General features: G+C 62.1%; 13 protein-coding genes. 8 read left to right on the top strand and 5 right to left on the bottom strand.

What is annotated here, in order from left to right:
* Positions 1-60 precede the first annotated feature (60 nt).
* Both GM658_RS17345 and GM658_RS17340 read right to left on the bottom strand, forming a co-directional pair.
* Complete coding sequence (locus tag GM658_RS17345) at positions 61-1,086, bottom strand: LacI family DNA-binding transcriptional regulator (protein ID WP_229416955.1); 1,026 nt, start codon at positions 1,084-1,086, stop codon at positions 61-63.
* A 12-nt stretch (positions 1,087-1,098) separates the two neighbouring features.
* On the bottom strand, positions 1,099-1,710 hold the full coding sequence (locus GM658_RS17340) for a glutathione S-transferase family protein (protein WP_155455310.1): 612 nt from the start codon (positions 1,708-1,710) through the stop codon (positions 1,099-1,101).
* 132 nt (positions 1,711-1,842) lie between these two features.
* Here GM658_RS17340 and purB point away from each other — a divergent pair, with 132 nt between their 5' ends.
* The 4 genes from purB (at position 1,843) to GM658_RS17320 (ending at position 5,019) form a co-directional block, all read left to right on the top strand.
* Positions 1,843-3,216, top strand: a complete 1,374-nt coding sequence (purB, locus tag GM658_RS17335) for an adenylosuccinate lyase (RefSeq protein WP_155455309.1) — start codon at positions 1,843-1,845, stop codon at positions 3,214-3,216.
* A gap of 137 nt (positions 3,217-3,353) precedes the next feature.
* Positions 3,354-3,878: a cytochrome b gene (locus tag GM658_RS17330; protein ID WP_155455308.1), complete on the top strand. Its 525-nt coding sequence runs from the start codon at positions 3,354-3,356 to the stop codon at positions 3,876-3,878.
* Positions 3,879-3,892: 14 nt separating this feature from the next.
* On the top strand, positions 3,893-4,438 hold the full coding sequence (locus tag GM658_RS17325) for a YceI family protein (RefSeq protein WP_155455307.1): 546 nt from the start codon (positions 3,893-3,895) through the stop codon (positions 4,436-4,438).
* A gap of 14 nt (positions 4,439-4,452) precedes the next feature.
* Positions 4,453-5,019 carry a YceI family protein gene (locus GM658_RS17320; RefSeq protein ID WP_155455306.1) on the top strand — a complete coding sequence of 189 codons (567 nt, stop codon included), beginning with the start codon at positions 4,453-4,455 and terminating at the stop codon, positions 5,017-5,019.
* A gap of 59 nt (positions 5,020-5,078) precedes the next feature.
* On the opposite strand, the gene GM658_RS17315 is transcribed toward GM658_RS17320, so the two are convergent.
* Positions 5,079-6,176, bottom strand: a complete 1,098-nt coding sequence (locus GM658_RS17315) for a hypothetical protein (protein ID WP_155455305.1) — start codon at positions 6,174-6,176, stop codon at positions 5,079-5,081.
* Between the two features lie 131 nt (positions 6,177-6,307).
* Here GM658_RS17315 and GM658_RS17310 point away from each other — a divergent pair, with 131 nt between their 5' ends.
* Together GM658_RS17310 and GM658_RS17305 are read left to right on the top strand one after the other, a co-directional pair.
* Positions 6,308-6,577: a GlsB/YeaQ/YmgE family stress response membrane protein gene (locus tag GM658_RS17310; RefSeq protein ID WP_155455304.1), complete on the top strand. Its 270-nt coding sequence runs from the start codon at positions 6,308-6,310 to the stop codon at positions 6,575-6,577.
* A gap of 215 nt (positions 6,578-6,792) precedes the next feature.
* Positions 6,793-8,955, top strand: coding sequence for a S46 family peptidase (locus GM658_RS17305; protein ID WP_155455303.1), 2,163 nt, complete (start codon positions 6,793-6,795; stop codon positions 8,953-8,955).
* A 129-nt stretch (positions 8,956-9,084) separates the two neighbouring features.
* Here the strand turns inward: GM658_RS17305 and GM658_RS17300 are convergent, their stop codons facing one another.
* Together GM658_RS17300 and GM658_RS17295 are read right to left on the bottom strand one after the other, a co-directional pair.
* On the bottom strand, positions 9,085-9,408 hold the full coding sequence (locus GM658_RS17300; protein ID WP_155455302.1) for a DMT family transporter: 324 nt from the start codon (positions 9,406-9,408) through the stop codon (positions 9,085-9,087).
* Positions 9,405-10,022, bottom strand: a complete 618-nt coding sequence (locus GM658_RS17295) for a glutathione S-transferase family protein (RefSeq protein WP_155455301.1) — start codon at positions 10,020-10,022, stop codon at positions 9,405-9,407. The genes GM658_RS17300 and GM658_RS17295 overlap by 4 nt, the downstream gene beginning before the upstream one ends.
* Positions 10,023-10,112: 90 nt before the next feature.
* Between GM658_RS17295 and GM658_RS17290 the strand changes: the two genes are divergently transcribed.
* On the top strand, positions 10,113-11,012 hold the full coding sequence (locus tag GM658_RS17290) for a LysR family transcriptional regulator (protein WP_155455300.1): 900 nt from the start codon (positions 10,113-10,115) through the stop codon (positions 11,010-11,012).
* 43 nt (positions 11,013-11,055) lie between these two features.
* The gene (locus tag GM658_RS17285; RefSeq protein WP_155455299.1) at positions 11,056-11,619 is read left to right on the top strand and encodes an NADPH-dependent FMN reductase; all 564 of its coding nucleotides are present in this window, start codon (positions 11,056-11,058) and stop codon (positions 11,617-11,619) included.
* Positions 11,620-11,622: the final 3 nt, after the last annotated feature.

Below are 11,622 nucleotides of genomic sequence, written 5' to 3'. Positions count from 1 at the left end.
GCAAAGAATATTTGCAAAACTTTAGTACGCTTGTGTTGCGTGGAATGCAAACGGTTGCAATCAGCGCGAGCTGGCGCGCTGGATCAGGGAGGTAGGAAGTTCGACCGAACGGGCCGCCTGGCCCTCGGTCTGTGCCAGCAAGGCGGCCACCATGGCGCGCCCGGCTTCACGCACGGGCTGGCGCACCGTGGTCAATGGAGGATGGAAATAGGAGGACAGTTCGATATCGTCATAGCCGACGACTGCCACATCGTCCGGCACGGAGCGCCCCTGCTCGCGCAAGGCGTTAATGGTCATCATGCCCAGCAAATCGGAGCAGGCAAACACTGCGTCGAACTGCACGCCGCGCTGCGCAAGTTCAGCCACCGCCAGCCGCCCCCCCTCCGGCAGGAAGGAAGCAGCCACGCACAGCGCCGGATCGACGTCCACGCCGGCCGACTGCAAGGCGGAACAATAGCCGCGGTAGCGCTGCTCGACTTCCGGCAAGCGCGTATCGCCTAGGAAGGCGATGCGGCGCCGGCCCGAAGCCAGCAAGTGTTCGGTGGCCAGTTTGCCGCCGCTCTGGTTGTCGCCGCCGACGGTGCAATACAGCTGCTGCGGCATCTGCGCACCCCATACCACCAGCGGCACGTGGCGCGCCGCCATTTCGTTCAACTGGTCGTGGTGGCCCCACTGGCCGATCAGGATAATGCCGATCACGCGGCCCGTATCGAAAGGCGTGGCGGCGGCATCCAGTTGCTCGGCATCGACGCGCGACAGCAGCATGTCGAAGCCCTGCTCCGTCAGCGCATCAGCCAGGGAGCCGATCATCGACAGGAAGAAGGGGTCGGTCAGGCTTTGATGGACTTTGGCATCGGTCGGCACCACGACCGCCACCGAACGGTTCTGCTTCAGCCGCAGGTTCTGCGCGCCGACATTGATGGTGTATTTGAGCGAACGCGCCAGCTCCATGATGCGGCTGCGCGTTTCCTCATTGACCAGCTTACTGCCGGCCAGTGCACGCGACACGGTCGAGGTGGACACGCCCGCCAGGCGGGCAATGTCCGCCATCTGCAGGCGTTCCTGTGACGGAGGCTTGGCTGCCATGCGTTGCGGCCCTCAGGCCTGCGGCACGGTGTCTTTGAAGGATGGGCGCTCGGACAGCTTGTCGAACAGACGGCCCAGGTTCGGGTGCTTGCTGCGCCAGTCGATTTCCGGGAAACGGAAACTCAGCCAGCCCAGGCAGCAGCCCACAGCCACGTCAGCCAGCGAGTAGTGGTTACTCGCGCAATATGCCTCATCGCCCAGGCGCTCCGACATCGAAGCCAGGCCCAGTTCCACCTTTTTCATCTGGCGCGCGATCCATTCCTCGCTCTGTTGCGATTTTGGACGCTGGGTACGCTCCAGGCGAATCAGCACGCCCGCATCCAGCACGCCATCGGCCAGCGCTTCCCAGCACTTGATGTTGGCGCGCTCGCGGCCATTCGGCGGCAGCAGCTTGGAAACCGGCGACACCGCATCCAGGTACTCGACGATCACGCGCGAATCCTGCATGGCGTAGCCGTCCTCCATGATCAGGCAAGGCACTTTGCCCAGCGGATTGAGTTGCTGGATCGTGGTTTCCGGTGCCCAGACGTTTTCCAGTTCGAGGTGATAGTCGAGCTTTTTTTCCGCCAGGACGACGCGGACCTTGCGGACATAAGGGCTGGCGAGTGAACCGATTAGTTTCATAGATGCTGGTAGTGGAGAATTAGACAACAGTATAGCATCGCGCTCCGGAGGCAGGCGCAGCGCTGGCGGAGGGAGTGGCAGCCCCGCAAATGGTAAAATCCTGTTTTTTCCCGCCTCTCCTCCAGCATTATCATGACAACTCCTTACTCCACCCTGTCGGCCCTGTCCCCGCTGGACGGCCGCTACGCTTCGAAAACCGACAAGCTGCGCCCCATCCTGTCCGAATCCGGCTTCATGCACCACCGCGTGAAGGTCGAAATCGCATGGCTGCAAGCCCTGTCCCTGGCTGGTTTCGCCGAAATCAAGCCTTTCTCCGCCGCCGGCACCGCCCTGCTGGACAAACTGGCCGCCGAGTTCACCGAAGCCGATGCCGCCCGCATCAAGGAAATCGAAGCCGTCACCAACCATGACGTGAAGGCTGTGGAGTACTGGCTGAAGGAAAAAGTGAAAGACGTGCCGGAACTGGTGGCCGCGTCCGAATTCATCCACTTTGCCTGCACCTCGGAAGACATCAACAACACCTCGCACGGCATGATGCTGAAGGCCGCGCGTGACGGCGTGATGGTACCGGCCCTGAACGGCCTGGTCGCCAAGCTGAAGGAAATCGCCCACGCCAACGCCGAACTGCCGATGCTGTCCCGCACCCACGGCCAGACTGCCAGCCCGACCACCCTGGGCAAGGAATTCGCCAACGTGATCGCCCGCCTGCAGCGCGCCATCGACCGTATCGCCAAGGTGGAAATCCTGGGCAAGATGAACGGCGCCGTGGGCAACTACAACGCCCACCTGTCGGCTTACCCAACGTTCGACTGGCCTGCGTTCTCCAGGAATGTGATCGAGCAGCGCTTGGGCCTGGTGTTCAACCCTTACACCATCCAGATTGAACCGCACGATTACATGGCTGAGCTGTTCGACGCCTTCGCACGCGCCAACACCATCCTGCTGGACCTGAACCGTGACATCTGGACCTACGTATCGCTGGGCTACTTCAAGCAGAAGCTGAAGGCTGGCGAGATTGGTTCGTCGACCATGCCGCACAAGGTCAACCCGATCGACTTCGAAAACTCGGAAGGCAACCTGGGCCTGGCGAATGCCGTGTTGAAGCATCTGTCCGAGAAGCTGCCGGTGTCGCGCATGCAGCGCGACCTGACCGATTCGACCGTGCTGCGTAATATCGGCGTGGGCTTCGGCTATACCCTGCTGGCGTATGACTCCTGCCTGCGCGGCCTGAACAAGCTTGAAGTGAATCCTGCGCGTCTGGCGGCTGACCTGGATGCGTCGTGGGAAGTGCTGGCGGAGCCGGTGCAGACTGTGATGCGCCGTTATGGTATCGAGAATCCGTATGAGCAGCTGAAGGAGCTCACGCGCGGCAAGGGGATCACCAAAGAGGCGCTGCGTGAGTTCATTACCGGCCTGGCGATTCCGCAGGAAGCCAAAGACCACCTGCTGGCGATGACTCCGGGTAACTACACTGGTATTGCAGCTTCGCTGGCTAAAGCCATCTAAACCGGTTAAACCTGGGTCTGACCCTTGGGTCAGACCCAGGTTTACCGCTTTTAGCTCAGCATTTAAGGAAGCCGTAAGCAAGATCCATTACCCTCTGGTATATTAGTCCTAACACGTACTAATTACCAAAGGTCGCAATGGAACGCTACACCAAAACCGCTATCGCCCTGCACTGGCTGATCGCCCTGCTGATCGTAGCCGCGTTCATTCTCGGCCTGGTGATGACCGACATTCCCGGCCTGACCCCGACCAAGCTCAAATACTATTCCTGGCACAAATGGATGGGCGTCACCGTGCTCGCCCTGGCCGCCGGCCGCCTGCTGTGGCGCCTGAAGGAACAACCACCCGAACTTCCGGCGTCCATGACCCAAAGCCAGAAGAAAGCCGCTGAAGCCGGCCACTGGTTCCTCTACTTCCTGATGTTCGCCGTACCGATTTCCGGCTACCTGTACACTACCGCCGCCGGCGTTCCCGTGGTATACCTCGGCCTGCTCAAGATCCCATCGCTGTTCGACGCCAGCCCGGCACTCAAGGAAATCCTGAAGCCCGTGCATTACTGGCTCAACATGCTGCTGGCCGCCGTCGTGATCGGCCACATCGCAGCCGCACTGAAACACCATTTCATCGACAAGGACGGCCTGCTCAAGCGCATGCTGCCATAACCTGGAGCCTCACCATGAAGAAAAGCGTTTTACTGGCCGCCCTGCTGGCCGTGGCGGCTGCAGCCAGCGCCGCCGTGCTGAAAACCGATCCTGCCAAGAGCAGCGTGTCGGCCGTATTCAAGCAAATGAACGTGCCGGTCGAATCGCCGTTCAAAAAACACAATATTGTCATCGACTACAACGCCGCTGCCCCTGACACGTCCAAGGCAACGGTCGAAATCGAGACCGCCAGCCTGGACCTGGGCGAAGCCGACATGAACAAGGAAGTAGCCAAGAAAGACTGGTTCAATTCCGCGCAATTCCCGAAAGCGACTTTCGTCTCCAGCGCGATCAAGAGCGCCGGCGCGGGCAAGCTCACTGTCAGCGGCAAACTGACCATCAAGGGCAAGGTTGCCGACGTTACCTTCCCGGTCACGGTAAAAGCCGACGGCGGCAAGCAAGTGTTCGACGGCGCCCTGCCGATCAAGCGCCTGGCCTTCAACATTGGTGAAGGCGAATGGAAAGACACCGGCATGGTTGCTGATGAAGTGACCATCAAGTTCCACGTAGTAGCTCAATAAACCCTGGAGACACCATGAAACTGAAGTTCCTGACCGCCGCACTGCTGGCCGTATCTGCTGTTGCTTCCAACGCCGCGACTTACAAAATCGACCCATCGCACACCTACCCAAGTTTTGAGGCCGACCACATGGGCATGTCGGTATGGCGCGGCAAGTTCGACAAGACCAGCGGCACTATCGAGATGGACCTGGCAGCCAAGACCGGCAGCATGGACATCACCATCGATGCAGGCTCGATCGACTTCGGCATGGACAAGATGAACAGCCACGCCAAGTCGCCTGACATGTTCAACGTCGAGAAATTCCCGACCGTGACTTACAAGGGCAAGCACTTCAAGTTCGAAGGCGAGAAGCTGGTGGAAGTGGAAGGCGAACTGACCATGCTGGGCGTGACCAAGCCGGTCACCCTGAAGGTCAACAAGTTCAAGTGCATGATGCACCCGCGCCTGAAGCGCGAAGTATGCGGCGCCGACGCTTCCGCTGAGTTCAAGCGCACCGACTTCGGCCTGAACTACGCCACCCCAGCCTTCGCACCTGAAGTAAAGCTGGCGATCCAGGTAGAAGCCATCAAGGCCGAGTAATACTCCAGCCCGTGTCCCACCGAGGTGCCTGACCCCAAGGTGTGACACGGGCTCAGCCGTTAAGGCAGTTCCCGCTCATAGGCGGCGCGCACCGCATCCTTGGCGTGTTCCCACTCCATGCGCGACTTACCCTTCACTGATTCCCAATCGCTTGCCAGCTGGCTTTCCAGCTCGTTCCACGTGCCGCGATAACGCTGGCGTGCGGTGTAGCCGAGCATGTAGGCGGGCTCGTAATCGTCGTAGTCGAAGTTGGGATTGAAGTAAGCTTCGTTGCGGTAGTGGTCTTGCCAGTAGACGCGCTCTTCGCTCGGGTTGAGCAGTGTGCCGATGCCCTGCCCTGCCAGCCCCCCCGCCAAAGCGCCGATCGCGCCGCCGGCCGCCATGCCGAGCGGGCCCGCCGGCGCTCCGGCCGCGATGCCCGCCGCTGCCCCGCCGGCGCCGCCGACACCGGTAGCGAGGTTGTGGTCTTCCTCGTTGTCTTCCAGCTTGGGATTGACGATTTCCGCCGCGCCCTTGCCGACAAAGGCGCCCGCGACGCCGCCGATGATGGCGCCGGCCACCATGCCCGCCGGCCCGCCCGGTGAACCGGCTGTCGCGCCGGCAATTGCGCCGCCTGTGGTGCCCAGCCCGACGCCGATCACGTGCTCGCCTTCGCCTTCCTTCCAGGCCTGCTCGATGTCAGCTGCGTCGACCGAGTCGCGCACGTTCACGCCCATCAGGATGCCGCCGTCGCGGATACCTTCTTCATAGTGCTTGATGCGCTCTTCCGGAATGCCGGCCCCGATCAGGGCGCCCACCAGGCCACCTGCGACACCGCCGGCGCCAGCACCGGCCAGCGCGGCCGCCAATGGGCCAGCCACCACAATGCCCAGGCCCGGCAGCACCAGGGTAGTGCCCATCGCCGCCACCGCGGCCAGCGCCGCTCCGATGGCGCCACCGACGCTGGCGCCAATGCCGGCGCCTTCACCGGCTTTCGAGCCCAGCTCCGTTTCCGCCGACCCGGTGAAATAGCGCTTGCGCGTATCGTCGCTCATGACGACGTTGATGTCGTCCTTGCCATAACCGCGTGAGGTGGCGTGCTGCCAGGCACGCTCGGCGCTGCTGCGATTGCGGAACAGGCCAGTCACCATGCGGGTTTGCTTGTCTGCAGTGTTCATGGGAATTCCCCTTTTTTGCATGAGTCGTGGTCACGATAGGCCGCGGCGCACCCCAAATCTGTACGTTGGCGCACGGAATACCGGCCTGCGCGTGTCCTAAACTGGAATCATCAACAATAAGGGGGGCGGACATGAACTTTATTATCTGGATTGTGATTGGGGGCGTGCTGGGCTGGCTGGCCAGCCTGGTGATGAAAACCGACGCGCAGCAGGGCATGTTCCTGAACGTGGTGGTGGGTATAGTTGGCGCGCTGCTGGGCGGCTGGCTGCTGTCACCGCTATTCGGGACGGGCACCATCAATACCGACGATTTCAGCCTACTGTCGCTGGGGGTATCTTTCCTCGGCGCAATAATTCTGCTGGCGATTGTGAACCTGGTGTTCCGTGGACGCGTCAGGTAGCCCGTAAAGATTCCTCACAAGCCAGCGCTGCGGCGCTGGCTTTTTTTTAGCCTTCGCGAATCTTTGGCCTTCCGCTGAGCGAGCTACTAACCTGCTGCATTGCAGCAACGCTGCGGCGACATATTTGGAGTTGACGCCAGCCGCCGCCGTGCCGATACTCTAGGTCGCCTGCCGGCCGATCCCGCCGGGCCACCACATCAATCACCTCGAGACCCATGAAAAAATCTCTTCTCGCGCTCGCCGTCCTGAGCACCACCTCCGCAGCCTTCGCAGACGAAGGCATGTGGATGCCGCAGCAGCTGCCACAAGTAGCCAAGCAACTGAAAGCCGCCGGCCTGAAGCTGGACCCAGCCTCGCTGACCAAGTTGACCGAGTTCCCGATGAACGCCATCGTCAGCCTGGGCGGCTGTTCCGCGTCCTTCGTCTCGCCGCAAGGCCTGGTCGTGACCAACCACCACTGCGTGTACAACAGCGTGGCGGTCAACTCCACCAAGGAACGCGACCTGCTGGCGAACGGCTTCGTCGCCCACAACTTCGGCGAAGAACTGCCGGCTGCTCCAGGCAGCCGCATTTTCGTCACCAAGGAAGTGCTGAACGTCACCGACAAGATCATCACCCCGGAAGTGGCCAAGCTGCAGGGCAAGGCGCGCGTGGACGCGATCGAGAAGAACCAGAAAGGCCTGGTCGCGGAATGCGAAAAGGATGAAGGCCACCGCTGCACCGTGTCCTCCTTCTACGGCGGCCTGGAGTATTACCAGATCAAACAGCTGGAAATCCGCGACGTGCGCCTGGTGCACGCACCGGCAGCCGGCGTCGGCAAATTCGGCGGCGACACCGACAACTGGATGTGGCCGCGCCACACCGGCGACTACGGCTTCTACCGCGCCTACGTGAGCAAGGACGGCAAAGCCGCCGACTACTCGAAGGACAACGTCCCTTACGAGCCGAAGTCCTACCTGAAGCTGGCGAAAGAAGGCGTGAAGGAAGGCGACTTCGTGATGGTGCTGGGCTACCCGGGCCGCACCAACCGCCACCGCCTGCCATCCGAAGTGGCGACCACCTTCGGCTGGGAATACCCTGCCTTCATCCAGAACTCCAACGAGACCCTGGCCATCATCGACCGCGAGACCAAGGGCGACCGCGATGCGGCCCTGAAGGTAGCCGGCCAGGTAGCTGGCATCAACAACTACTACAAGAACCGCAAGGGCATGCTGAACAGCTACGAGGGCAGCGATATCCTCGAACGCAAGACCAAGGAGCACGAAGCCCTGAAGGCATGGGTCAACGCCGATGCCAAGCGCAAGGCCGCCTACGGCGCCGACCTGGAAAACGTCGAGAAGCTGATGGCCCAGCGCACCGACGAAGCGAAGCGCGATTACTTCCTGGACCGCTCTGCGCCAACGCTGCTGAACGCAGCGCGCATGATGTACCGCCTGGCCAACGAGAACACCAAGCCGAATGCCGAGCGCAAGGCCGGCTTCCAGGAACGTGACGCCAAGCGCATCAAGGCTTCCATCGAAGGCGTGAACAAGACCTACGTCGCCAAGGTGAACAAGGCCATCGTGCTGAACAACATGAAGCACTACGCCGCGCAGCCCGCATCCGAGCACAATGCCGTGTTCGACGCCGCCATGGGCATCAAGGCTGGCATGAGCGAAGCGGAACTGTCTGCAGCGCTGGACAAGCTGTATGCCGGCTCCAAGCTGGAAGATGCAGCCTTCCGCACGCAGTGGCTGAACAAATCGGTAGCCGACTTCAAAGCCAGCGACGATGCCTTCATCAAGGTCGCCGTCGCCCTGTACGACGACGCCATGAAGCGTGAGGCGGAAGAGGAAGAACTCGGTGGCAAGATCCAGCAAGCCTACGGCAACTACATGAAGGCCAAGATCGCCTACATGAATTCCAAAGGCCAGGCCGTGTACCCGGATGCCAACAGCACCCTGCGCGTCACGTTCGGCAAGATCGCCGGCCGCGACACCGGCGCCGACGGCACTACCGGCTGGAGCGCCTTCACCACCGTGGCAGGCGTCAAAGCCAAGGCTACCGGCGAAGGCGAATTCAATGCCCCGCAAGCGCAGCTGGACGCGATCAACAAGAAGGAATTCGGAAAATACGTCGATCCTAAACTGAAGACCGTGCCGGTCAACTTCCTCGCCACGCTGGACATCACCGGCGGCAACTCCGGTTCCGCCGCGCTGAACTCGAAAGCCGAGCTGGTAGGCCTGGCGTTCGACGGCACCCTGGACTCGATCATCTCCGACTGGGACTTCAACAAAGCCAAGACCCGCGACATCCAGGTCGACCTGCGCTACATCCTGTGGAACATGAAGTACATCGACAAGGCCGACAACCTGCTGAAGGAAATGAAGGCCGAATAAGTTCCGCGGGCCCTACGGCCCAGCCCGTGTCCCACCCTGGGGTCACACCCGTTTCGGGACACGAGCACAAGCGTAGCGCGGCTGAGCCCGTGTCCCATTTCGGGTGTGACCCCAAGGTGGGACACGGGCTCAGCCGTTTGTGAGCTTGAGGCCGGCGATGGCGACTACGATCGTTGCAATCAGTATCAAGCGCAGGGGTGAGGCACTCTCGCCGTAATAGAGGATGCCTACCGCTGCGGCGCCCGCCGCACCAATTCCCGTGAAGACCGCAAATGCTGTGCCTACCGGCAGCTGGCGCAGGGCCATTGTCAGCAGCACGATCGCGCCATTGGCGAAGGCCAGGCCGGCGAGGCTGGGCCACAAGCGCGTCCAGCCTTCGGCATGCTTGAGCGCTATCGCCATGGCAATGTCGACCAGGGCGGCTGACAGCAATAAGCCCCAGGCGGCGATCATGGCTTGGCCGACGCCAGTCCGCGCTGCACGGCCGGACGCGCTTCGATGCGCGCGGCCCAATCGGCCACCGCCGGGTAGTCGGATAGCGTGACACCCAACTCAGGGTGCGAACGTATCCAGGGGAAGCTGGCGATATCGGCAATCGTGTATTGGTCGCCCGCGAGGTATGCCTTGTCGCGCAGGCGTTCTTCAAATACGCCCAGCAAACGCAATGTCTCGCGCCCATAGCGTTCCAGCGCCTGCTCGTTCGGTTTGCCCTTGCCCGCTCCGGCGCTATGCCGGAAGAACCACAGCTGGCCCAGCATCGGCCCTATGCTGCCTACCTGCAGGAACAGCCATTGCAGCACCACGCTGCGCGCTTCGCCCGATGCAGGCAGCAGCTGGCCGGCCTTGTCGGCCAGGTGGATCAGGATGGCGCCTGATTCGAAGATCGGCGTGGTTTCATCCACCAGCAGCGGGATCTTGTGGTTCGGGCTCATTTCGCTGAACGGCGGCTGATGCTGCTCGCCGGCCGACAGGTTCACGTGGTGCACGCGGTGCGGCAGGCCCAGTTCTTCCAGCGCGATGGTGATCTTCTGCCCGTTGGGCGTATCGGCGGTGTATAGCGTCAGCATGGTCGGCTCCTTGAATGATTTGACGAAGCCAGTGTATGCGCCGCAAAAACGCATTAAAATTCCAGAAAACAGCGGAACGGTTACGCAAATATGCAGAAGCTTGACTGGGAAGACTTGCGCTACTTTGCCGCCGTCGCGCGCGGCGGCTCGATCTCGGCCGCGGCTCGCGAGCTGGGCGTCAATCACTCCACCGTGCTGCGCAGGCTGGATAGCCTCGAGCAGTCGCTGGGGGTGCGCCTGTTCGAGCGCCTGCAATCGGGCTATGTGATGACCGGCGCCGGCGAAACCCTGCGCGGCCGCCTCGGCCCGATCGAGGAGGAAATCGGCAGCGCCCAGCGCGAAGTGGGCGGGCTGGATGAAGAGCTGCGCGGCACCATCCGCCTCACCACCACGGACACGCTGGCGCATGGCCTGCTGATGCCTTACCTGCAGCGCTTCCAGGACGCCCACCCCGCCGTGCAGCTGCAGCTGGTGGTCAACAACAGCTTCCTCAACCTCACCCAGCGCGAAGCCGATATCGCCGTGCGCCCGTCAAACACGCCGCCGGCCAACCTGGTGGGCCGCAAAGTCGGCGCCGTGGCGACCGCGCTATACGCTTCCCACGGCTACCTGCGCCGTGCCGAACGCGAAGGCATCGCACGCGACGACTGGCCCGCGCACCGCTGGGTGGCGCCGGACGAAAGCCTGGCCCATCTCGCCGCCGCACAGTGGCTGGCCGAACGCGTGCCGCCGTCGCAAGTGGCCGTGCGCGCCGACAGCCTGATCACCATGGTCGATGCGGCGCGCAACGGCATGGGCGTGGCGCCCCTGCTTTGCCTGCTGGCCGACCGCGAGCGCACGCTGGAGCAGCTGGCGCCGCCCGACCCGCGCTTCCACACCCAGCTCTGGGTGCTGAGCCACCGCGACTTGCGCAACGTGGCGCGCATCAAGGCCCTTAGCCAATTCCTGTATGACGCGTTACGGCAGGACGCGCACGTTTTCCCCGCTTGATGTACATTATCATTCCGACATTCCCTCACCACTGGAGCATTCCATGACCAAGAAAATCGCCCTCATCGTCGGCAGCCTGCGCAAGGATTCGCTGAACCGCAAATTCGCCAACGCGCTGGTGGAAGTGGCGCCAGCCGAACTGCAATTCGAATTCGTCGAAATCGGCGACCTGCCGCTGTACAACCAGGACCTGGACGACGCACATACCCCGCCTGCTGCCTGGACCGCCTTCCGCGACAAGCTGCGCAACGTGGACGGCATCGTGTTCGCTACGCCGGAATACAACCGCTCCATGCCCGGTGCGCTGAAGAATGCCATCGACGTCGGTTCGCGCCCATGGGGCCACAGCATCTGGAACGCCAAGCCGGTCGGCGTGATCTCCGCCTCCATCGGCGCAGTGGGCGGCTTCGCAGGCAACCACAACGTGCGCCAGACCATGGTGACGCTCAACGCGCCCGTCATGCCAGGCCCTGAAGTCTATATCGGCAACGGCTCCGCGCTGATCGGCGAAGACGGCAAGGTCAATAACGACAAGACCAAGGAGGTACTGACTGCATGGGCCGCCTCCTACGCGAAATGGGTGGAGGCCAACGGCCGTAAGGCGTAATTT

The sequence above is a fragment of the Massilia eburnea genome (assembly GCF_009720745.1).
GTDB classification, from domain to species: domain Bacteria; phylum Pseudomonadota; class Gammaproteobacteria; order Burkholderiales; family Burkholderiaceae_D; genus Rugamonas; species Rugamonas eburnea.
This window is presented reverse-complemented; position numbering and strand designations above follow the sequence as displayed.

What these genes read in the sequence shown, in the direction of transcription:
- GM658_RS17345 (WP_229416955.1), bottom strand. Translation starts at nt 1,086, where the DNA reads ATGGCAGCCAAGCCTCCGTCACAGGAACGCCTGCAGATGGCGGACATT.
- GM658_RS17340 (WP_155455310.1), bottom strand. Translation starts at nt 1,710, where the DNA reads ATGAAACTAATCGGTTCACTCGCCAGCCCTTATGTCCGCAAGGTCCGC.
- purB (WP_155455309.1), top strand. Translation starts at nt 1,843, where the DNA reads ATGACAACTCCTTACTCCACCCTGTCGGCCCTGTCCCCGCTGGACGGC.
- GM658_RS17330 (WP_155455308.1), top strand. Translation starts at nt 3,354, where the DNA reads ATGGAACGCTACACCAAAACCGCTATCGCCCTGCACTGGCTGATCGCC.
- GM658_RS17325 (WP_155455307.1), top strand. Translation starts at nt 3,893, where the DNA reads ATGAAGAAAAGCGTTTTACTGGCCGCCCTGCTGGCCGTGGCGGCTGCA.
- GM658_RS17320 (WP_155455306.1), top strand. Translation starts at nt 4,453, where the DNA reads ATGAAACTGAAGTTCCTGACCGCCGCACTGCTGGCCGTATCTGCTGTT.
- GM658_RS17315 (WP_155455305.1), bottom strand. Translation starts at nt 6,176, where the DNA reads ATGAACACTGCAGACAAGCAAACCCGCATGGTGACTGGCCTGTTCCGC.
- GM658_RS17310 (WP_155455304.1), top strand. Translation starts at nt 6,308, where the DNA reads ATGAACTTTATTATCTGGATTGTGATTGGGGGCGTGCTGGGCTGGCTG.
- GM658_RS17305 (WP_155455303.1), top strand. Translation starts at nt 6,793, where the DNA reads ATGAAAAAATCTCTTCTCGCGCTCGCCGTCCTGAGCACCACCTCCGCA.
- GM658_RS17300 (WP_155455302.1), bottom strand. Translation starts at nt 9,408, where the DNA reads ATGATCGCCGCCTGGGGCTTATTGCTGTCAGCCGCCCTGGTCGACATT.
- GM658_RS17295 (WP_155455301.1), bottom strand. Translation starts at nt 10,022, where the DNA reads ATGCTGACGCTATACACCGCCGATACGCCCAACGGGCAGAAGATCACC.
- GM658_RS17290 (WP_155455300.1), top strand. Translation starts at nt 10,113, where the DNA reads ATGCAGAAGCTTGACTGGGAAGACTTGCGCTACTTTGCCGCCGTCGCG.
- GM658_RS17285 (WP_155455299.1), top strand. Translation starts at nt 11,056, where the DNA reads ATGACCAAGAAAATCGCCCTCATCGTCGGCAGCCTGCGCAAGGATTCG.